Source organism: Streptomyces sp. NPDC096310 (assembly GCF_044763125.1).
Classification (GTDB): Bacteria; Actinomycetota; Actinomycetes; order Streptomycetales; family Streptomycetaceae; genus Streptomyces.
Window position 1 is genome coordinate 288770 of record NZ_JBIWFO010000001.1, and the last position, 21543, is coordinate 310312.

The following is a 21543-nucleotide window of genomic DNA, read 5'->3' on the forward strand; positions in this document are numbered from 1 at the left end:
TTCCGCTTCCGCCTTCGTCGCGGCCGCGTTCATCGCTTCTTCGGCACGGTCAGCCGGCCCCCGTTGATGCTGACCTCGTCCCCGATCAACTCGATCGTCGCGCCACTGCCGTTGCCGACCGTCACGCCCCGCTCGTCGATCCGGATGTACGCGCCGCCCTTGGCCTCCAGCAGAATTCCGGTGCCGCCGGGCACGTCCGACATCACCAGCTTGTGGTTGCCGGGGGTCTGGATCACCACGGGCTGCGAGCCGGGCAGCTCCGCGCTCGCACGCGGCGGCAGCTCGGAGACGTCCCCATACCAACTCCCGGTCCAGATGGGGAAGCTGGGGTCGCCCTGCTCGAACTCCATCCACACGCCCGACCCGATCTCCGGGACGACGTACTGACCCGACTGACGCCCCGTGAACGGCAGGCAGGGCAGCGCCCAGGTGGACGCCTCGTCCCCGAGCACATCCGGCACCTGCGCCGTGATCCGCCCGATCCGCAGCGGATCCCTGTTGTCGACCACCCGGCCCCGGAACTTGCCGAGGAAGCGGTTGTTCGGTGCCGCCATACGAAGTAGCTCCTGCTTCTGGTCTGGTCCCTGGTGTCCTCTACGGACGGACGGTGGTGCTCCTGGCGATGAGGCCCTCGCGGGAGAGCGTGAAGTTCTGCTGGTACGAGCCGGGCCTGAGGTTGTGGGTGACGGACTTGACGTAGTAGTCGCCGTCGTACGTCACCCCGGCGCCGCGCACCCCCACCAGCTCGCGCGGGCGCAGGATGTAGCCGTGCCGGTTCACATCGAGCGACCCGGACCCGGAGATGGCGTCGGCGGACGTCGCGGCACGCGCCAGCGCCTCCGCCTCGGCCTGCCCCGGGTCCTTCTTGGCGGTGCCGGAGAGCGTCCTGCGCTTGAGCGCGGGCGTGGCGCGGCGGCCGAGAGGCGGGCGGAGCGGAGTGATGTCGGGCTGGGTAAGCAGGGTGACATCGCGGGTCCGCGGATCCTGCACGCGCGCCTGCGGCTCCTCGCGGGCGGTCCCGTCGTACGCGAACGTGAGCTGGTCGACGGTGGAGTTGTTGTCCATATTGACGTTGAGTGCGTGCTGCCGCTGCCCGAGCCGCTGCTCGGGCCCCCAGAACGCGACGGACCGCCCGGGGCGCGGCCCCGGATCGAGATAGAACGTGAAGCCGTTGGCCCTGGCCAGGTCGTTCACGTAACCGAGATCGGTCCCGGTCTGGTAGTCCACCCGCCACTGCTCGCGCGGTGGTTGCTGCACCTGCTCGCGGATGATGCGCGTATCGATGCCGTAATCGGCGTACTTGGCGAGGATCCGCTCGACCCGCTGGGACGGCGCGAGATTGGGATACCGGTCGGTCCGCTCCTCCAGGTCCATCAGCAGGGTGAGATCCTCGCCAGTGACGGTGAGGGTGGTCTGCCCCGGCTGATTGCTGGCCCCGACCTCCTGCCGCACGATCAGCCCGTCGAGCAAGACGGTCGAAACCCCTTTGACGGAGGCGCTGACGATGATCCGCGTACGGGGATCGAAGAACCCCTCGGGCAGCAACCGCCGGTTGATCACCCCGGTCTTGGTCAGATCGAACGCGATCTGGAACCCGCTGCGCTCCCCGGCGGTCGTCGTGATCTGCGCGGAGAGCAACGCCTCGGAAACTTCGGCGGGCACGGGCCGGGTGAGCTTGGGCCCCATGTGCAGGGTCAGATGAACAGGCCCGTTCCCGACCGGCTCGTCAGCCACGGCCACCCCCGGCGAACCCGCCAGGCAGCGGAACGTCGATGCGCCGACCGGGCTCGGCGGTCAACTCCCGTGGATCGAGCACCGGGTTCGCGTCGGCGATCTGCCACCACTGCCCGGGATCGCCGAAGTACCGCTGCCCGAGATGATCGGGCCGCTCACCACTGCTGACGGTATGCGGCGCGGTCGCACTCTCCGCGTCACCGAGGGCCGGCAGCAACCGTCGCTTGGCATACCGCACTTCGGTCCCGTCGGCCTGGACGTGCACCCCGATCTCGACATCGTGGTACCGACTGTCGCGGGGATACGGATGCGATCCGGGGATCGCGTCGAGGGCGCTCTCGTACGGCTCGATCATTCCGGTCTACCTCCCGATCCCGGCGCTGAAGCCAACGCCACCACTCAGCCCGAGACTCCCGAGCTGCCCACCCACAGCGGCGGCGGCGAGCCGCTCCTTCTGCGCGAGATGCGCCAGATACAACTCCGCCCCGCGATGCCCCGCGGGCAGATCGCTGACGGTGAGCACCTTGAGCCCGATGCTGAGGCTCGCCCGAATGGGATTGAGGTTCACGTCGAACGCCGACTCATTGACGGACAACTCGGTGAGCCGGACGGGCATCACCCGCTTGCTGCCCCAGGTGAAGAGGGTGAGCGGCGTCTCGATCGGACTGATCTCAATGGTCCCGTTCTGCGCGAGCCGCGAGGCGGCGCGGAGCTGCGCGGTGGTCGGCTGCACGAGCATTTCGAGCACGGCGAGCTGAGGATGAATCCCGTCGGGCGCGGCCACCTCGAACTGATCGGTGGCATCGATCTCGGCGGTGAACTTCCACGTCTCCTGCGCGGGCCCCTTGAGGCGCAGCGCCTCGTTGCGGTCCCCGCTTCCGCTCCCGCCACCGCCGGAATCTCCACTGCCGCCGGCCGATTGGGGCGAGACGGAGCGTTCGAGGGTGTCGGGGTTGAACTGGAGCACGATGATGCGCTGCGGGGTGCCGCGTTCGGGGTCGACGATGACGATGCCGGAGCGGATGGGTTTGGGTATGTCGGCGTAGCGGGTCACAGTCAACCGTCCTTCAAGCTCTCGATCAGCATCCGGGACCCCTCCCGGACCCGCTCGTCCGGGTCGTTTTCCGCAAGCCTCCGCAGCAGGAATTCACATTCGGCCCAGGAGAGGTAGACGGTCGCCCAGGCCGCGGCATTGCGGATTTCCGGATCGGAGTGCCCGGCGGCTGTCTGAATTTTCTCGAAGATTTCCGCGTCGAAGGCCTCGGACGCGGAGAGTGCCAGGCGGACGAGGTGGCGTGCTACCTCCGGCTTCGGCGTGTCCTCGCTGGGCGTAGTCAGGACATCTTGTCGTGAATAGGGCGTCAGGAGAGCGGAGATTCGGAGGGTGAGCGCCTCGACGGCGTTCCGGTCCACCCCGAACACGATCACGACGGAGACCTGGGTGATGAGGTCCTCGACATAGGTCACCCAGAGTTCGGATGTCACCCCCCAGGTGACGGTCTTCTTGTAGTTCGTGTCGCCGCGTTCCGCATTGGAGTCAACGACCTGCCAGCCGGCGCTGCGTGTGATGGCGTCCACAGCTTCCCACCCGGGCAGCTGCCGCAAGGGTAGATGGATCTCGGTGTAGTCGCTCTCAGACATTGATGCCTCGTTTCAGCCTGCTTTCAAATGCACTGTCTGCCGGAATTCCCACGATTCTGACCAGGTCCCGATAAATCTCCATCAAGAACTCCCCCTTGGCTTGGGGGTCGTTCGGGGAATAGGTGAGACCCTTGGCGTCCGCCCAGAGCTTCAGATTTGCGGCGGTGCGCCGAAGAACCTCTTCCGATGCCCTGCTGGGAGGCTGTAGTGCGGTCTTGTTCTTGATTTCCGACCCTACCTTCTGCCACAGTGCCGGGCCAACTCGCATATCCCCTTGTCCGCCGAGAGTGTAGGCTTTCTGAATCATCCAGCCCGGGACGCCCTTGAACTGCTTCCTCAGTTCATCGATACCGGGAGCGGGATGCCCGTTCTGCTTGACGTTCGGATTCTTCAGAAATCCTTTTCCTATCTTCTCGGTCACGGAGACGCCCGTACTGGTGTCCATGTAGCTGTCGCGTCCGGACTCGCGGCGTGCGGCAAGGAGCCAGGCCGTCTGCCGTCCCGCTGCCTGGCCGCCGACGACTTCGTAGCTGTCCCTGCCGAACTTCGCCACCTTGTCCTTCCGGTCGAAGCGCGCCGCGGCCCCGGACAGCGGAAGCCCTGTCACGAGGTCCGCGATATGCGGCCCGCCCAGCTTCGACGCGCTGACCGCAGCGATGTTCGGGACCATGGTGAACGGGGTGCGCCCCGTCTCGATGAGGCCGATGAGCGTCGCGGTGAACACGGCCTGGTCCAGAGTCTGGGCGTTGGGGACGGTATTGCCCTGCCACAGGTTCCGGTTTCCGGCCAGGGCGTCGAGGACGTGCTGGCCCATGAGAGCCCCGTTCGGCTCGGCCTCTCGCAGCGCCCTGGACTCCTGCCGGTACGACGGCAGATCTTCGCTGCCCTCGCGTTGGAGGGTGGTGCCACCGCCGCCCGCCTCCGTACGCTCCAGTGTCAGTCGGGAGTTGTACTGGGAATCCCCGGCCTCGACCTGGAACGTCTCCGGCTTCCGGTGCTCCGTCGGGCTGTCCATCACATTGCGCAGCATGGGAGCGGCGCCGACGTCCGAGGGGATCACACGGGTGCGTGCGGCAGCGGGACCGCCAGGGGGCGGGCCGATGCGCTGCGACTGGGCGATGACCTGGTTCGACTGCAGGACGTGGGCGACCATGGCGTCGACGGCGTCGGCGAGTTCGATGGTGTCCATCTTCAGCCCGTTGGCGACCGTTTCCTTCGGGTTGAGCAGGGCCTCGATCTGGAAGCGCTCGTTCTCGCCGGCTCTGAGCTCGGTGAGCCGGTACCAGGCGCGCATCGCAGCGAGGGACGCACGCAAGATAGGGCGTCCGATACCTCGGCGCAGCATGCCGTCGACGCGCGGGCGGATGCGGGCCACGATCTTCCGCAGCCGCTCGTCCTTCGACTCCTTGGAGTCCTCGCTCTTCTTATGCTGGTCCTTCTTGTTCTCCTTCTCCGGATCCTTGTCCTTCGGCCTCCGGTCCTCATGCCTGTCGCGCTTCAGCTTCTGGGCACCCTTTGTCTCGTGCTTGGGCTTCGGCTGTCTGGCGTCGTCGTTCTTCTTCGGCCTGCCCGGCTTGTCCCCGTCCTTGTCGGTCTTCGGCTTGCCCAGAGTGTCCTTGCCGCCGTCCTTGTTCGTCGGCTTGTGCGGGTCCTTGCCTTCGTCCTTCGGCTTGGCGGATTTCTTGTCCTGGGTCTTCGGAGCGGCGGAGTCCCCGCCCTTCGTCGGCTCGGGCCTCGGCTTGGCCGGAGGCTCTGCCTTCGGCGTCGGCTTGGCTTCCTCGTTCTTCGCCTTGCCGTTGTTGTCCTTGCCCGTGGTGGGCGTGGGTGTCTTGCCGTCACCCTGCGCCTTTGGCTTCCCAGACGTGCCGCCCCTGCCCTGGCCAGGCTTCGGCGCAGTAGCCGTCTGCGTCTTCGCGTCCATGCCCGGCTTCTTTGCGCTGTCGGTCGGGGGCTTCTTGCTTTCGCCCTTGTCGTCCGGGCTCTCCCTGCCCTTGCCCTTTCCGCCGCCCGGCTTGTCGCCCTTGCCCTTGCCCAGCCTCGCGGCCACGCCCTTCAGGCGCCGGCCCACCTTCGAGACGTACTTGCCGATGCCCGTCAGCAGCGCCTGGTACAGGACCTCCAGGAGGGCGACCACGCCGGCGGCCACTGCCTTGGCGAACAGGAGGCCCGCGCCGCCCAGGCGTACCGCCTTCAGCCAGTCCAGGACCATGCCGAGTGCGCTCAGGATCGCGCTCAGGGCGCCCCAGGCCGTGCGGATCGCGTCGATGACGGCCAGGGCCCAGCCTGCTCCCGGGATCAGTTTGGCGACGACCTTGGTTATGACCAGTTCGCCAATGATCAGGGGGAGTTGGGGGACGACCGCGTTCCACGCCTCCTCCACGATCTCCGACATCTTCATGCCGCCCTTGACCAGCTTGTCCAGGGTGGCCTTCGGGACGCCGATGATTTCCTGGATCTTGTCCTGGAACCACTGCTTGACAGCAGCCGAGACCTCCCGGAACAGGTGGTTCCGCGCGCCGTCCGCCGCTGAACTGCCTGCGCCGCTCAGCCAGCCGCCCGGGTCCATCAGGAAGTCGACCGCGATCATCATCCAGTCGCCCAGGGAGCTGAGAAGCTGGGACGCGAAGTCCAGGACCTGCTTCACCACGCTCATGACCGCGTCCACGACCGCCTGGAGCATCTTCTTCAGGAAGTCGAGGATGCTGCTCAGCATCTTGCCGATCGCGTCCAGCAGGTCGGTGATGATCTGCTTCAGCGCGTTGGCCAACTCCTGGACGAGGGCGATCGCTGCCTGGATCAGGTTGGTGATGAAGGTCCGGATCCGGTTGGCCAGTTCGACGATCGCCCGCACCATCGACTTGGCGAACTCGATCAGATCATTGATCAGGTTCTTGATCGTGTCGACGATGAACGTGCGCGCCGCGTTGATCCAACCCTCGACCGTCTCCTTGAAGTTCTTGATGAAGCCGATGACCGCGTCGCGCGCCTCCCGGATGACGCGGACGATCGCTTCCTTGATCTCGATGACCTTCTGCTTGATCCAGTCGAAGGCCTTGCTGACCCAGTTGCCCGACTCCTTGACGCTGTCGTCGCGCTGCTTCTCCGCGTCCTCCTCGGCCTTGGTGTTCGCGTCCTGGATCTTCTTGTCGCCGCTCTCCTTCTCCCTGCCTACGTCGTCGTCGGTGTCCTTCTCCTTCTTCTCGACGTCCTCACGGACCTGATCCTGCTTGTCGGTCTTCTTTGTACCGAGTGTCTTGAGTTCTTCGTCCTGCTCCTCGCGCCACTCCGTGCGCTCCGTCGTGACCTCGTCCAGGGCCTTGTCGCGCTCGTTCGTCTGGCTCCTGGTGTTGGCCTGGATCTCCTTCTCGACCTGCTGCTTGTGCTTCTCCTGGGAGGTACGGGAATCCTCGTCCTTGGTCTGCCGCCCGTCGGACATGCCCTTCTGACCGTCGGTGAACGCGGCCTGGAACTCATCCCCGCGCTCGTGCTCGGCCACCTCCGACAACGCCTCGGGGGGTACGGAACCGGACGGTGCCCCGAACTTCGGCGCGCCACCCCCGCCGCCCTTCCCGCCCGGGACCGTCGCCGCCATCCGCTCCGGGGGAGCGTCCGGGTAGACCTGGCGCTCACCCAAGTCGCGGGCGGCGTCGTCGCGGCCCGTCGTCAGGGTCTCCTGGCCCTTGGCGTCGACACTCGCCCCCTGCTCGGAGGAGGTCTCGCCCGCCGCCCCCTGCATCTCCACGCCCGGCGCGTTGCCTGCCTGGGCCTGCTTCAGCGCCTCGTCCTTGGTCGGCAGGCCGGCGAACTTCGCCGCCAGCTCCTGAGGGTCGACAACGGGCTCGTCGGCTCCGAAGAAGCCGGTGACCGCATTGACGACCTTGCCGCCGATGAAGCCCAGCGCCATCTTGAACGTGTCCCAGCCGCCCGGCTCCTCGGCCTTCTCCGCCTCGATCTCGCCCTCGGGCTCCTTGGCGCCCGTGACCTCGGCGTCCTCGCCCTCCGGGGTCTCGGACTTCTGAGCGGGGTCCTCGGAGTACTGGGCCGGTGCGTCGGTGCTCGGAGCCCCCTGGAGCGTCTGCGGCGCCCCCGACGGGCGCTGCATCGCGGGTGGCGACGCGGCAAGCGTCTTGTGCTCGTCGTCGACGGTACGGTCCACCGCGCCGTCCACACCCGACATGGCCTCGGCCGCCAGATGCGGCTTCAGCTTCGACGCCGTTGACAGGCCCGCCTCAGGGGTCGCCGCCGACAGGTCTGGCGCCGCGGCCGTGCTTTTCTTCGCCCTGGCCGCCCCTGCCGCCTTGGCACCCTTGCCACCGGCACCGCCGGCGCCCCTGCCCTTCGGCGGCTTGGCCGTGGGCGCCGGGGCGGTGGTGCGCCTCGCCTTCGTCGATGGGGCGGGCGATTCGACCGGCTCTGGAGACGAGGGCGGAGGTGGGGACACGGACGTAGTGGGTGCGGCCGGTGCGGGCTCCGATGTGGGGGTGGGGGAGGGGGCGGTCGTGGGCGCGGCTGATGCCTCGGATGCGGGCGCCGCCGCGCGCGTGGCGGCGGCCGGAGCCGTGTTCCTACGCTCTTGACTCGCCCCGGACTCCGGCGCCGCCGACGTACCGCCGACCGCCACCGGGGACGCCTTCTCCTGCCCGCCCGCCGATTCGGCCCCACCGGGCGCGGCCCCGCCCGCGACCGACGCCGCGCCCGTAGCACCCGTCGTGCCCGTGCCGGACTCCGACGTGCCGCCCGGTGCCTCCGCCACCGTCATCTGGGCGGCGACCGGACCCGCCTTCGGGTCCGCCCCGCTCTTCGGATCCTTCGACGCCGACCCGGGTGCGGGCACCGGTACGGGCGCTGCCGCGAGATCCGGGCCCGGTCCCTCGTCCGCGAGACGGCCCTGGGAATCGTCCCGCTCCGTCGACAGATCCGGCGTGTCCTCCGCGGGCTGCGGCTCGGTCTCGGCTTCCGCCGCCGCGTCCTCGGCGTCCTCCGCGTCCCGCTCCGCGTGCACCTGGTCGGCCTTGGTCGGCGGCGGCGAGGGGAACGTCGGCATAGGCGGTGTGGCGGACGAGGACGGGTCCAGCGTGTCAGCCGTCGGTACGGCGGAGACGTCCAGGTCCTGGGCGGGAAGGAAGTCCTCCGGCCGGAGCTTGACGTCCCAGGCGCTCTTCTCCTCACCGCCGACCTCCACCTCCGACTCGCTGCCCGCCCCGAACGGGTCCTCGTCCGGCGTCTCCTCAGGAGCCTCGATGTCCTGGTTGCGCGCACCGTCCAACGTGGACCGCACGCCCGGCAGTTCGGCGTCCTTCCCGGACGTCGTCGGTGAACCGGTCACCTTCTCCTGGCCGCTTCTGTCCTCCTGTTTCGGCTGCCGGTCAGCCACGGCCGGCTCCACCGCGCCCGTACGGTTCTTGGCGGCCGACTCCTCCTTGCTCGCCGCCGGAGCCGACTCCTGCCCTTGCGCCTCCGCCGATGCCGACTTCGATCCGTCTGTCTTGTCGCCGTCCGCCCCGCCGGACGACGTGGAGGTGCTCGCCGCGCTCCGCGGAGCCGCACCCTCCGAGCCCTCGCCGGACGGCGTGTTCGTGCCGGTCTGGGCGGTGCCTCGCCGGGCGTCCGCGCCCGCCTTCCCCTTCTGCCCAGGAGCAGGAGCAGGAGTGGGAGTGGGAGCAGGGGGCGCTTCCGGCGACGCGCTCGACTCAGGGTCGGGCTCCGGGGACTCCTGCCGCCGCTCCTCCTCGGCCTGCTGATCCGTCCTCTCCTCCGCCTCCGAACGGTGCTCCCGCTCCCTCTCTTCCTCGTACCACCACTCCGCCGCCGGGTCCGGCTCCACGGCCGGCGCGTCCAGCGCGCTCAGCTCCGGCTCGCCCTCGTACGCGACGTCGTCCACCAGATCGAGCAGCCGCTCGTGCTCCGGGGTCAGCAGCCTGGTCTCCAGCCGCTCCAACACCGCGTCCTGCAACTCGTCGGACATCCGGCCCAGTTGCAGACGGGTCCGCTTCGACCGGTCCTGGGGATCGCCGCGCAGCGAACGCACCACAGCGTTCGCCAGCCGGTCCACCAGCGTCGCCGGGTCGATCTGCTCCATCCGGTTCCGGTCCGCGTCCACCGTCGCATAGCGCAGCCATCCCGGAGTGGCCGGAGCCGGCGCGATTTCCGGGGCCGTCTCGGGGCCTCGCTCCTGGTTCCGTACGAGGGCCTGGGCCGTCCCCTCCGCCTCGCGTTCCATTCCGTCCTGCGGCAGGCTCACCGCGCCCAGGTCACGGCCCGCGCGCAGGGTGCCCAGGCCGTCCGGGTTCTGGATCGTGTGCAGCAACTCGTGGGCCAGCAGCCGCTGTCCGTCCACCGTGCCCGGGCGGTAGGCGCCCTCGCCGAAGAAGATGTCCTGACCCACGGCGACCGCGTCCGCGCCCAGCAGGTCCGTGAGGGTGCCCGCGTCGCGGTCGGTGTGGAGGCGTACCCGGCTGAGGTCATGGCCGAGCTGTTCCTCCAACTCCCGCCGCACGCTCGGGTCCAGCGGCTGGCCCGCGCCGCTGACGATGTCCTTGGGCTCGGGCGTACGGGACGCCGCCGCGCGCTCCTTGCGCCTGCGCCGTCTGGCCTCCTGCGCCGCCGTGGACGCCGTGTGCGCGCTCATCGCCCGCCCCCTCGTGGTCCGTCCGGCGAGGTGTACGTCGCCTCACCGCGGCCAGAAAGTCCGGCGTGCACCGCGCGGGCCAGTGCCTCGCCCAGACGGTGCGGCGAGGTGGTCGCGGGGAGGGGCGGCAGGCCGGAGAGGGTGTTCAGGGCACGGCCGCCGTCCGTGGCGAGGGGGATGCCCCGGTCGCGTACGAGCCGGGCCAACTCCGCCTCGAAAGCCGCCGATACGCGGTCGGGGTCCACCCGGTCGAAGCCGTCAAGGACCAGCGCGCCGATGTCCACCCGCAGGGTGCGCGGTGCCTCGTTCAGATCCATCCCTGGACCTCCGAAGGCGTCAAGGAACGGTCCAGCTTGAGATATTCGGTACGCGCCGCCGCCAGCATGTGGCGCATCTGGACGTGGTCGCCCTCCTCCGCCGCGAGGAAGGCGCCCGACAGTGCGATATTGCGGATGGAACCGCCCGCCACGGTCAGTTGGGCCAGCCGCGTGGGATCGATGCCCTTCATCGGGGCCCGCTCGGGCAGTACCCGCTGCCAGATCTCGGCCCGTTCGGACTCGCCGGGGAAGGGGAAGTCGACGACGAAGCGGATCCGGCGCATGAACGCCGTGTCCAGCGCCTGCTTCATGTTGGTCGTGAGGATCGCCAGCCCCCGGTACGCCTCCATCCGCATCAGCAGATAGCTGACCTCCAGGTTGGCGTACCGGTCATGGCTGTCCTTGACCTCGCTGCGCTTGCCGAAGAGTGCGTCCGCCTCGTCGAACAGCAGGAGCGCGCCGCCGCGTTCGGCCGCGTCGAAGACCTTGCGCAGGTTCTTCTCGGTCTCCCCGATGTACTTGCTGACGACCTGGGACAGATCGATGATGAAGAGATCCAGCCCCAGTTCCTTCGCCATCACCTCGGCGGCGAGGGTCTTGCCGGTGCCCGATCCGCCCGCGAAGAGCGCGGTGACGCCGAGGCCACGGCGCAGCGTCGAGGCGAAACCCCACTCCTGGTAGACGGTGGCCCGCTGACGTACATGGGCCACGGTCTCCCGGAGGATTTTCAACTGCCGCTCCGCCAGCACAAGGTCACTCCAGGCCGCCTGGGGCTCGATCCGCCGGCCCAGCTCGTCCATGCCCATCCGGGCTTCTTCCAGACCTGCCTTCCATGCCAGTGCGGTGGCGCCCGCGCCGTTCACGTGCGGAAGGTCCCGTACGACGGCGGCTCCGGCGGACCTGATGAGATGCGGCGGCAGCGAGAACTGCTCCACCAGGTTGCGCAGATCGTCCTCGGAGATGTCCGGTACGCCGTCGAAGGCCGCTGTCCACACACCGAGTTGTTCCTCGGAATCGAGTGCCGGTACGGTGACCCGCTCGCCGCGCTGTCGTTCGCTCGGCCGGGGATCGGTGCTGGAGACGCAGAGCGGTACGGCCGCGCTCTCGACGAACGCGTCCGCTGCGGCAGCCTGTTCACGGTCCAGGCTGTCGCCCGCCTCCACCAGCAGCGCGGCCGGCAGCAGTACGGCCTCGCGCTGCCAGAGCCGGGCCAGCAGGTCGCGTTCGGCCGGGGCGGCGGGCACGTCCTGCGCCGTGAGGGTGTAGAGCCCGAGCCCCGAACGGCGCGCCGCCGTCGCGGCGATGTCGGCGCGCGAGCGCGCGTCGCCGCCGACCAGTTCGACCCGGAGCGGAGCCCGCCCGGTGCTGGAGGCCCAGCCCGCCGCGATCCGGTCCGCCGCCAGACCGTACGAGGCGGGCAGTGTGTCCGGTACGGAGGTACGGCGCAGCAGCCCGTGCAGCCGGGCGTCGAGATAGGGCGAGCCGGCCAGGAAGTGCAGGATGCGTTCGTCGAGCCGGAGCCGGGACGTGGTCAGCCGTGTCTCGTCGGCCAGTTCGATCAACCGCCAGCGGCGCAGCGGAGCCACGGGTGTCAGCGCGCTCCAGTGCGGATCGGTGAGCGCGGCCAGGGCCAGGGAGAAGGTGGGGAACGCCCTGTCCTGGTCGCCGCAGGCCGCGGCGCAGCGGGCGCCCGTGGTGGGGTCCAGCTCCGCCGCCGCGGCGAGGAGCACCACCTCGCGTTCGAAGGCGCTGAGCCCGAAGCAGGAGGCGAGCGCTTCGAGAGGGGAGAGGCGGGGGGAGCGTGCGGGGGAGTGTGGCGGAGCGTGCGGGGGGTCGTCTTCGGAAGCGGTCGGCGCGTTCTCGGGGTGCGCGCGCCGTGCGTGGGCGTCGACGCGGGCGAGGACGGAGCGTACGGCCTCGGTCAGCGCGCTGCCGTCCGCAGCCGTGTCCGTGTGTCCCGCTTCCGTACGTGTGTCGTTGCGCCTGTCTGTGCCCATGTGCTCGCCTGCCCCCGTCTCGTCCACCTCCCTCAGTTCTCCTTGCCGTCGTCGCCCGCGCCCGCTTCGGTGTCGGTGTCAGTGGCGCGCGACGCCGTCCGGCCGCGTCCGCCCGTGGCCGTGGCCTTGCGGGTACGGGAGGCCGACGCCGCCCGTTTGGCCGCAGGGGCCTTGCCCTGGGTTCGCTTCTTCGTGGGCGAGGGCGGCGGGGCCTTTTCGTCGGCGGATTCTGCGGATTCGGCGGACGCGGCGGATTCGGCCGGCCCGGCGGGCCCGGCCGGTGCCCTGAGAGGCACCGCCCGTACCGTCCGCCGCTGTACGGCTTTCGCCGGCACCGGCTTCTCACGGCCCTCGATCAGCACCAGCGACGCCTGATAGGCCACGGACAGCGCGTACGGCGTCTGGTGGAGCATCCCCCAGAGCTTGGACGTCTCATCGATGTCCATCACCGTCGGCGTGAAGCGCACCCGCTGTGCGGACGCGGCGAGGTCGCTCCCGGCCAGATACGGCCGCTCGGCGGCCAGTTCGATCAAGTCCTGCGGCAGGACCGGGATTTCGTGCAGCGTCCGGACCACGCAGCCGATCAGCCGCTGCCCGACCAGTGTGGTCTCGTCCCCGTACGCGCTGATCAGGAAGTGCAGATCCAGCGCCGCCGCCGGGCGGTTGAGCAGGGTGCCGTCCGAGGCGCGGGTCGGCAGGTCGGTGTGGCGCATCGAGGGGTTCGGCGCGACCTGGTAGAGGAAGACGTGGATCGTCGGCTCGGTCGGCGGTTCGGCGGGTGGCTTACGGGTCTCCACCGTGACCGCGATGTCCATCTCGGGAGACAGGTTGTTCCCGATCAGCAGGGCCAGGGCCTGGGTGACCGTCGCGATGGCAAGTGCGTTGCTCATGGGGTCAGTTCCTCCTCTCGCCGCGGGCCAGGTAGTCGTCCAGGTTCAGCACGGGTGCGCGCCGGCCGGCGGGGGCCGGGCGGTCGGCGGCCCGAGCGCCGGGTGGTGGTGCCGCGCTCACCTCCAGCCGGCCAATCTGTACGTGGACGACCCGCTCGGCCGGCCGGGGCGCCCGGCGTCCCACCCCGTGCTGTGCGGCCCCGCGCGCGGTGGTCGTATCGGCGTCGCGGGGCCGGGGCGGTCCGACGGCGGCCCGGAGGGCGCCACTCGCGCCGGGCGCAGGGGCGGCGGGGGCGATGTCCGGCGCCGACCCGGCCCCGGTCTGCGCCGTACGGCGCGCGGAGCGCGAACCGTCGGCCGTGCCGTCGCGTCCTCCCGGTCGAGGAGCCGGAGCCGGGGAGGGCCTGGCCGAGGGCCTGGCCCGCTCCACCTCACGGAAGGGGTCCATGGCCCTCGCCCGTTCCACCGGGTCACCGGGCCGGGCCGCCTCGGTCCGTACGATCGTGTGCCGGTCCGTCCGTACCTCCCGTTCGCGCTCCACCAACTCGGCTGCTCCCCAGCCGGGTTGCGGAGCAGAGGGGACGAGGGAGGCGGGCGCGTCGGGCTCCTGCGCCGCCGTACGCAGCGCCTCGACGCGTTCGTACGGCCCGGGGAGCCGGGGCCGTATCCGGACCACCCTGTCCGTACCGCCCGCGTCGGTGATGCCCCCGCCGCCGTTGCCGGAGCCGTCCGCCGCCACCGGTGTGTACCGGGCGAGCAGCCGGTCGAAGTAGTCAGACATCCGCGCACAGCTCCAGGTAGTAGCGGCGCCGCAGCGGACTGAGCGCCAGGATCTCCGGCTCGCTCCACCCGTAGGCGGTGGCGAGCAGATGCACATCGAGGAGCAAGTCCCTTGCCCAGGTGTCGAGTTCCGCCCACAGATAGGAGGCGATGTCCAGCTCGGCGGGGGTGGCTCCACCGCACTCGGGACAGCTCACGTTCAAGGTCACCTCGGCCGCCGGGTCGGCCTCGGCCGCCGCCTCGGCCAGCCGCCGCCGCACCTCGGCCGGCAGCAGCGCCTCCAGCCGTTCCGGCGGAACGGCCTCCGCGCCCCGTACGGCCGAGACCGTGCAGCGCGCCACCAGCAGTCGGCGCGCCTCCACCGGATCGTCGGCGGCGCCGGCCGCCGCGAGATCGGCGACGGTGGGTGGCCGGAACTCGACGACCCACTCGCCCTCCGTCACGCGCAGTGGCCCGTCCTGGTCCTGCCCCCGGACGCCGAAGACCGTGGCGTCGAGGTCGAACTCCATATCGGCCCCGCAGGCGCCGCACTCGATCCGTACCTGCATGCGCTCGCCGAACAGCGCCCGGCGCAGCGCGAAGAGGTCCGCCTCCCGCTCGCCGACGGGCAGCGAAAGGAGGGTGTCGGTGGCGGCCCCGGGGCGGGCCGCGTGGTGCAGGAGCAGCGACCTTTCCGAGTCGTGCTGTGCCAGCCCGGCTTCCCAGGTGGCGAGCAGCTCGGCGGGGCCCGTCGGCGTCATCCCTCGTTCCTCCGTGTCGGGATCCGTGTCGGGAGAGGGAGGTCGTTAGGCCGGGTGGGTGAAAGAAGGTTCCACGGGCTCCTCCACCTCGTAATCCCGTTCCCAGCCCTCGCATTCGAGCTTGACGCTCTGGATGGCGACGGCGTTCGCGTTCGCGTCCAGCTCGCCGAGCACCTGGTATTCGCTCACCCAGGCCCGGTAGAGCTTGTGTGAGACGGCGACCTGACCGGCCTCGTTGAGAACCTGGATGATGATGTCCTTACGGAAATCACGCAGCGACACCTCGGCGCCGAGTCCGGCCCCGACCTGCCAGACCTTGTTGGCCCAGCGGTCGAACTCCGGGTCGTGGGTGACGCCGCGCTCCAGCGTGACGCCCTCGAATTCGGAGCGGCCGGGTGATTTGCGCGGGGAGCTGGGGTCGCCGCCGTGGCGGTGTTTGACCACCTCGGTGGTGCGCTTCAGCGGACTGATCTTGCTGACGCCCGCGACCGTTCGCCCGTCCCAGAGAACCAGGAACTTGAAATTCTTGTACGGGTCGAAGCGATGGGCGTTGATCTGGAACTCAGCCATCGGTTTCCTTCGGGTTCCTTTTTCCTCGGTCTGGTTTCCTCGGTCCGGTCAGGAAAGGTCGAACTCCCCGGCGACCTGCTGGATCTTCACGATGACGAACTCCGCGGGCTTGACCGGCGCGATGCCGACCACCACGTTGACCACCCCGTTGTCGATGTCGGCCTGGGTGGTGGTGTCCTTGTCGCACTTGACGAAGTACGCCTCGCGCGGCGTGCCGCCCTGGAACGCGCCCTGCCGGAACAGGTCGTTGAGGTACGCGGAGGCCTTCAGCCGGATCTGCTGCCACAACTGCTCGTTGTTGGGCTCGAAGACGACCCACTGGAGACCGCGGTACAGGGACTCCTCGACATGCAGCGCGAGCCGCCGCACCGGCACGTACTTCCACTCGCTGTCGAGCGCGTCGGAGCCCGCCAGCGTCCGGGCGCCCCACACGAGCGGGCCGACCACCGGGAACGTACGCAGGCAGTTCACGCCGAGGGGGCCCAGCAGGCCGTTCTCCCGGTCGGTAAGTTTGACCGTCAGCGAGCGCACCCCGGCCAGCTTCGCCTCGGTGCCGGCCGGCGCCTTCCACACCCCGCGCTCGCTGTCGACCCGGGCGATCACCCCGGCGACCGCACCCGACGGCGGGAACGCGCGCAGCCGCCCGGTGAGCGGATCAGTGAGCTGTACGTGCGGGAAGTACAGCGCCGCGTGATCACCGCGTACGGCGTCGAAGGCGCCGATCCCGGCCCGTGCGGCGTCCACGCTGCCCCAGGCGGAGGGCGAGTCCACGAGCAGGAAGATCCGCCGCTCCTGGCAGAGTTGGCCCGCCGCGGAGACCACCGTGACCATGTCCGCGGTGGACTCGTACGCCGAAAGCTCCGGCAGGACCAGCAGGTTGACGTCGTCGACATCGCGCAGGGCCTGCATGCCGGTCTTGGCCGTCTCGCTGCCGATGAGGTCGCGGGGGCCCGGCGGGTCGCCGTCCTCGCCGCCCTCCAGGGCGAAGGCGGGCGGGTTGACGGAGCCTTCCAGCCCCAGGTCGTTGGCGCACTCCCCGACGAAGCGCACCACGTCGGCGGGGTCGATGGACCCGGCGACGACCTGGATCCGGCGGCCGAACGGCGTGACCTGGACCCCGGCGTACGTGTGCTTCCCCGGCGCGTCCGGCAGCGAGCGCAGCTTGCGCTCCAGCAGCAGCGCCAACTCCACCACATTGGCGGGCTTCTCACCGTCGTGGTGCGGGTCGTGGAGTGTGAACTCGCGCTCCACATCGCCGATCTTCACCTTCAACTCGACGTGCAGATTGGGGAGTTTCGCGGCGAACGGCTTGGAGACGGTGCCGGAGGGGTCCGGCCGGTCCCGGTCCACGGCCTTGACCCGGACGAGGCCGGAGCCGCTGTTGACCACCGTCTCCACGAACCGACCGTGGCCGGGATCCATGGACAGGCCGGTGAAGGACTCGCGTGCCCCGCCGCGCGCGTCGAGGACCTGGAGGTTGAACGTACGGTCCGGGGCGGGGGTGTCGTGGTCGACCGCCACCCGCAGCCGTGAGCCCCAACTCCCCGGCTCCTTGGCGTGCACCTCCAGCACCGGGCAATCGCTCTTGCCCTCCGTGGAGTTGAGCGTGACGCACGCCTCCTTGCCGGTGCCGGCCCTGGCCACGCGCACGATCACCGCGACCGTCCCGCCGTTGCCGAAGAACTGGTGCACGGCGTAGCCGACGGCGCCGCGTGCGCTGAGCCCGCCGAAACGGCGCTCGAAGTCCGCGAAGCTGGTGACCCGTACCGGCTGATGGAGCGGGCCCCGGCGGGTGTGGCCCACGAACGCGGTCACCGAGGTGGTGACCGACGCGATGGTACGGACGCTGCTGGGGAGTTCTTCGATGTAAACGCCGGGGTAGCCCATATGCGTCGGCATTCCCCCTCCATTCCCTTCGCGCACCAAGATATGAGGAGGAAAGGTGAAGGTGTGGCGTCCGTGCGTAGAAGTCGAATACGCATGCGCACGCAATCCCTACGTTCCCCCGTCACACCCCCATGCGATAGCGGTACCGGTCTCGCGTGGTCATTCGTCCGACCGCCGACGGTGGTCATCCGCCCGGTCATCCGCATGATCATGCGTTGTGTCTCTTGATGTATGAGTGCCGCTTGCGAGTCTCGTTTCTTTCTCAAGGAATGGTCAAGAGATCGATTCAGTCATTGGCTGATCCTTTCCCCGGCGGACCGCCGGAATGGTGTAGCGCGTGGTCAGCGGCGCGTGACCGGAAAAATATGGAGGAGGATTCACGGTGGCTTCACAGAAGGGTCTCCGACCGTGGTACGAAACAAGCCGAAAAGAATTTCCTGCGGCGCGCCGCTTTGCCCGGGGATCGTGTCCGTGCGGGCCGCGGCGGGCGCCGGACGCTGATGTCGTTTTTCTGCCAGCCGGGATGCTCCGCATGCCCGATGCTTGACCCATGCACACCGCCACGCACCTCGCGATGCACGCCGACACGGAGCGCTGTGTCCGGGCCGTCAGGTCCAAGGACGCGCGCTTCGACGGCTGGTTCTTCACCGCGGTCCTCACCACCCGCATCTACTGCCGGCCGAGCTGCCCGGTGGTGCCACCGAAGGCCGAGAACATGACCTTCTACCCGAGCGCCGCGGCCTGCCAGCAGGCCGGGTTCCGCGCCTGCAAGCGGTGCAGGCCCGACACCAGCCCCGGCTCCCCGGAGTGGAACGCCCGCGCCGACACCGTCGCCCGCGCCATGCGGCTGATCCAGGACGGCGTCGTCGACCGCGAGGGCGTCCCCGGCCTCGCCACCCGCCTCGGCTACTCCGCCCGCCAGATCGAGCGCCAGCTCCGCGCCGAACTGGGCGCGGGGCCGCTCGCCCTCGCCCGCGCCCAGCGGGCGCAGACCGCACGGCTGCTCATCGAGACGACCGGGCTGCCGATGGCCGAGATCGCCTTCGCCGCCGGGTTCGCCTCGATCCGGGCGTTCAACGACACCGTGCGGGAGGTCTTCGCGCTCCCGCCGGGCGAACTGCGCGCCCGGGCCGCCCGGAGCGCGCGCGGTGCACACGCCCCGCGCCCCGGCGGACAAGCCCGCACGCCCGAGCGGAGCCGTACGTCCCCACAGCCCCCCGCCGCCGAGCTCGGCCGTACGTCCGCGCGGCCCCGTACCACCGCCGAGCAGACCCGCACCCCCGGCGTGATCTGTCTGCGCCTGCCGTTCCGCGCGCCTCTCACCCCGGACAATCTCTTCGGGCATCTCGCCGCGACCGCCGTCCCGGGCGTCGAGGAGTGGCGGGACGGCGCCTACCGCCGCACGCTCTCCCTCCCGTACGGGCACGGCGTCGTCGCCCTCACCCCGCGCCCCGACCACATCGCATGCCGGCTCTCCCTCACGGATCCGCGCGATCTCACGGTCGCCATCAGCGGCTGCCGCCGGATGCTCGACCTCGACGCCGACCCGGTCGCCGTCGACGAGCAACTGTGCGCCGATCCGCTGCTGGCCCCGCTGGTCGACAAGGCACCGGGGCGGCGGGTGCCCCGTACCGTGGACGCCGCCGAGTTCGCCGTACGGGCCGTGCTCGGCCAGCAGGTCTCCACCGCCGCCGCCCGGACGCACGCCGCCCGCCTCGTCCGGGCGTACGGCGAACCGGTCGACGACCCCGAGGGCGGGCTCACCCACCTCTTCCCCTCCCCGGTGGCGCTCGCCGCGCTCGACCCGGAGGGCCTGGCCCTGCCGCGCAGCCGGCGTACGACGCTCACCACCCTGGTCGCTGCGCTCGCCGACGGCAGCCTGCGGCTCGGCCCCGACAGCGACTGGGAGGAGGCACGGGCCCGGCTCACCGCGCTGCCCGGGTTCGGGCCGTGGACGGTCGAAGTGATCGTCATGCGCGCGCTCGGCGACCCGGACGCGTTCCTGCCCACGGACCTCGGGATCCGCCGGGCCGCCGCGGGTCTCGGGCTGCCCTCGACGCCCGCCGCGCTGACGGCGCGCGCCGCCGGCTGGCGGCCGTGGCGTGCGTACGCCGTGCAGTATCTGTGGGCCACCGAGGACCACGCCATCAATCACCTGCCAGCGTAAGGGAGTTGACCTCGTCATGAACGCCACGCGCACCACACGCACGGCTCTCACCGCTTACACCGCTCACACCGCTCACACGGTGATCGACAGTCCGTACGGGCCGCTGACGCTCGTCGCCACCGACGGAGTCCTGAGCGGCCTCTACATGCACGAGCAGCGCCACCGCCCGCCCGAGGAGTCCTTCGGTGTCCGGGACCCCGGGCCGTTCCCGGAGACCGTGCGTCAGCTCACGGCCTACTTCGAGGGTGAACTGACCGTGTTCGACGTGCCGTTGGCGCTGCATGGCACCCCGTTCCAGCGCCGGGTGTGGGAGCAGCTTCTGCGGATCCCGTACGGCGAGACCCGCTCGTACGGCGAACTCGCCGAACACCTCGGCAAGCCGGGCGCCTCACGCGCGGTCGGGCTGGCCAACGGCAAGAACCCGGTGAGCATCATCGTCCCCTGCCACCGGGTCATCGGCTCCACCGGCGGCCTCACCGGATACGGCGGCGGGCTGAGCAGCAAGCAGCGGCTCCTCGCCTTCGAGGGCGCCCCGGCGGCCGGTGGGGGAGTGGTGACCGACGGGCTGTGGTGAGGCGCGGCGCCGGGTGCGCGGCGGCGCGCCGGCCGCTCGTGCGCTGGGCGCCGGCACCCGGCCCGTGGTTCAGGACGTGCCCGCCGGTGTGAACGGGTTCGGTGTCAGCCCCGCCCAGCGGTGCAGGACCGCGCGGCCGGTCTGCCGGGTCACACCGCCGGGCTGGACGGTACCCGCCTCGGCGACGTAGTAGCGCCCGTCGTCCAGCGCGATCAGCCCGTACTGTCCGGCCGCCTCCCAGCCGTACACACCGGACGCCGCGTGGTGCAGCCCGCGCGGCAGCAGGGACAGCAATGTACCGCGCTCCGCGAGGCGTTGGCCGCGTACGGCGGCCCGCACCGGGCGCTTGGAGCCGTCCACGACGAAGAGGGAGTAGTTGGGGAACGCGGTCTTCTTTCCCTTGTACACGGCCATCAGCCAGTTGCCGCTGCGCGCGTCGTACTCCAGATTCTGCACGCCGTACGTGGTGTTGCCGGTGTACGCGAAGTACTTGCCGTCCGGCGCGGGCGGGCCCGAGGTGTGCGGGGCGTCCTCGGTCAGCGGGCGCTCGTACTTCCTCCATGCCCGGACGTCGTACTGGAGCAGGACCTGATGGTCGTTGTCCCGCCGGGCGGTGTTGGAGTAGATCCCGTACGCGACCGTGAGTTTGAGGCCGCCCCTCCCGTCGAACGAGGAGCCGAAGGCGACCCCGTCGATCCCGCTGCAACCGTAGCGGTGGTCCGGGGTGTCGGCGGTGTCGCCGTCGAAGACACCGTCGCCGTTCATGTCGGCGGTGTAGTCCTTCACGACCTCGTCGAGATGGACGGTGGAGACCACACCGGTGGACGCCGCGTCCATGTTCATCCGGTCGATACGGTCCCCGTCGAACACGGCGATGTAGAACGCCTTCGCCGCCTTGTACTCCAGGGAGCCGTACACCCGGCCGTCCGCCGTGTTGAAGTCCAGGTCCCCGAGATGGCCGGTGAAACCCGAGACGGAACCGAGGGGTCTGCCGTTCAGATCCGTCTTCACCAGCAGATTGGTGAAGGAGAAGTACATGACACCCTTGACGCGGTCCACGGCCATGCCCTGGAGATGCCCCGACTCCCAGGCGCCGCCGTCGACCGCCGCGGGCAGCGTGGGCAGGGCCGCCCCGGCGACCGGTGCCGCCGGTTTCCGTACGGTACGGGCCGCCCCCGCCTCCTCGGCATGGGCCGCGCCCCCACCGGCCACGACGGCGGAGCCGACGAGCACCGACGTGAAGAGGGCCGCCGTGAGCCGGCCGCGTGGCTGCCTTCGCATGATGCCTCCGGGGGTCGTGGGACTCCAGTGGGACACCAGGATGGTGCCGCGACGGCGTGCACGGGGGACCAACGCGGAATGAACGCGCGATTCGGCTCGAACGGCCCGTCATATCGGCTGTACGGCCGCCCGGTTCCTGGTCGCGTCCGCGAGCGCGCGCTGAGCGCAGGGTCTCGCGCGGGGTGGGCTGATGGCGGGCGAGGTAGTGCGCCGCGACACACGCCTCGTAGTCGTTCCCGGCCGCCTCCGCCTCCCAGGCCCGCAGGAACAGGGCCCGCGCCTCGTCGGCCCTGCCCTCGGTCTCGGCCCGTACGCCCTGCGCGCAGAGGACCACGAC

The 21543-nt window shown here is 70.2% G+C and carries 16 protein-coding genes; 2 read left to right on the plus strand and 14 right to left on the minus strand.

The genetic code is table 11. The features are described from left to right. Nucleotides 1-29: 29 nt before the first annotated feature. Genes ACIQ7D_RS01190 through ACIQ7D_RS01250 form a run of 13 tightly spaced genes read right to left on the minus strand, consistent with a single transcriptional unit; the run spans nucleotide 30 to nucleotide 17196 of the window. Entirely contained in the window at nucleotides 30-554 is a 525-nt protein-coding gene (locus tag ACIQ7D_RS01190; RefSeq protein WP_403932054.1) for a phage baseplate assembly protein V, read from the minus strand. A 40-nt stretch (nucleotides 555-594) separates the two neighbouring features. After that, nucleotides 595-1734 (minus strand): hypothetical protein, encoded by a 1140-nt coding sequence (locus ACIQ7D_RS01195; RefSeq protein WP_403932057.1) that lies wholly within the window; start codon nucleotides 1732-1734, stop codon nucleotides 595-597. Then, nucleotides 1727-2089, minus strand: coding sequence for a hypothetical protein (locus tag ACIQ7D_RS01200; protein ID WP_403932060.1), 363 nt, complete (start codon nucleotides 2087-2089; stop codon nucleotides 1727-1729). The genes ACIQ7D_RS01195 and ACIQ7D_RS01200 overlap by 8 nt, the downstream gene beginning before the upstream one ends. Before the next feature lie 6 nt (nucleotides 2090-2095). Beyond that, nucleotides 2096-2788: a hypothetical protein gene (locus ACIQ7D_RS01205; protein WP_384991071.1), complete on the minus strand. Its 693-nt coding sequence runs from the start codon at nucleotides 2786-2788 to the stop codon at nucleotides 2096-2098. A gap of 2 nt (nucleotides 2789-2790) precedes the next feature. Then, complete coding sequence (locus ACIQ7D_RS01210) at nucleotides 2791-3375, minus strand: hypothetical protein (RefSeq protein WP_403932064.1); 585 nt, start codon at nucleotides 3373-3375, stop codon at nucleotides 2791-2793. Beyond that, nucleotides 3368-10003: a DUF4157 domain-containing protein gene (locus ACIQ7D_RS01215; protein ID WP_403932067.1), complete on the minus strand. Its 6636-nt coding sequence runs from the start codon at nucleotides 10001-10003 to the stop codon at nucleotides 3368-3370. Before ACIQ7D_RS01215 ends, ACIQ7D_RS01210 begins: the two co-directional genes overlap by 8 nt. Continuing rightward, the gene (locus tag ACIQ7D_RS01220; RefSeq protein ID WP_403932070.1) at nucleotides 10000-10320 is read right to left on the minus strand and encodes a hypothetical protein; all 321 of its coding nucleotides are present in this window, start codon (nucleotides 10318-10320) and stop codon (nucleotides 10000-10002) included. The genes ACIQ7D_RS01215 and ACIQ7D_RS01220 overlap by 4 nt, the downstream gene beginning before the upstream one ends. Further along, nucleotides 10311-12317 carry an ATP-binding protein gene (locus ACIQ7D_RS01225; RefSeq protein ID WP_403932073.1) on the minus strand — a complete coding sequence of 669 codons (2007 nt, stop codon included), beginning with the start codon at nucleotides 12315-12317 and terminating at the stop codon, nucleotides 10311-10313. Before ACIQ7D_RS01225 ends, ACIQ7D_RS01220 begins: the two co-directional genes overlap by 10 nt. A gap of 32 nt (nucleotides 12318-12349) precedes the next feature. Beyond that, the gene (locus tag ACIQ7D_RS01230) at nucleotides 12350-13207 is read right to left on the minus strand and encodes a DUF4255 domain-containing protein (protein ID WP_403932076.1); all 858 of its coding nucleotides are present in this window, start codon (nucleotides 13205-13207) and stop codon (nucleotides 12350-12352) included. A 4-nt stretch (nucleotides 13208-13211) separates the two neighbouring features. Continuing rightward, the gene (locus ACIQ7D_RS01235; protein ID WP_403932079.1) at nucleotides 13212-13988 is read right to left on the minus strand and encodes a hypothetical protein; all 777 of its coding nucleotides are present in this window, start codon (nucleotides 13986-13988) and stop codon (nucleotides 13212-13214) included. Next, nucleotides 13981-14727 carry a hypothetical protein gene (locus ACIQ7D_RS01240; RefSeq protein WP_403932082.1) on the minus strand — a complete coding sequence of 249 codons (747 nt, stop codon included), beginning with the start codon at nucleotides 14725-14727 and terminating at the stop codon, nucleotides 13981-13983. Before ACIQ7D_RS01240 ends, ACIQ7D_RS01235 begins: the two co-directional genes overlap by 8 nt. Before the next feature lie 45 nt (nucleotides 14728-14772). Beyond that, nucleotides 14773-15297, minus strand: a complete 525-nt coding sequence (locus ACIQ7D_RS01245) for a phage tail protein (protein ID WP_382885789.1) — start codon at nucleotides 15295-15297, stop codon at nucleotides 14773-14775. 48 nt (nucleotides 15298-15345) lie between these two features. Then, nucleotides 15346-17196, minus strand: coding sequence for a phage tail sheath family protein (locus tag ACIQ7D_RS01250; RefSeq protein WP_403932085.1), 1851 nt, complete (start codon nucleotides 17194-17196; stop codon nucleotides 15346-15348). A gap of 562 nt (nucleotides 17197-17758) precedes the next feature. Here ACIQ7D_RS01250 and ACIQ7D_RS01255 point away from each other — a divergent pair. Together ACIQ7D_RS01255 and ACIQ7D_RS01260 are read left to right on the plus strand one after the other, a co-directional pair. Further along, nucleotides 17759-19351: an AlkA N-terminal domain-containing protein gene (locus tag ACIQ7D_RS01255; protein WP_403933749.1), complete on the plus strand. Its 1593-nt coding sequence runs from the start codon at nucleotides 17759-17761 to the stop codon at nucleotides 19349-19351. Nucleotides 19352-19367: 16 nt separating this feature from the next. Continuing rightward, entirely contained in the window at nucleotides 19368-19925 is a 558-nt protein-coding gene (locus tag ACIQ7D_RS01260; protein WP_403932087.1) for a methylated-DNA--[protein]-cysteine S-methyltransferase, read from the plus strand. Nucleotides 19926-19994: 69 nt separating this feature from the next. On the opposite strand, the gene ACIQ7D_RS01265 is transcribed toward ACIQ7D_RS01260, so the two are convergent. Then, nucleotides 19995-21206, minus strand: coding sequence for a hypothetical protein (locus ACIQ7D_RS01265; RefSeq protein WP_403932090.1), 1212 nt, complete (start codon nucleotides 21204-21206; stop codon nucleotides 19995-19997). Nucleotides 21207-21543: the final 337 nt, after the last annotated feature.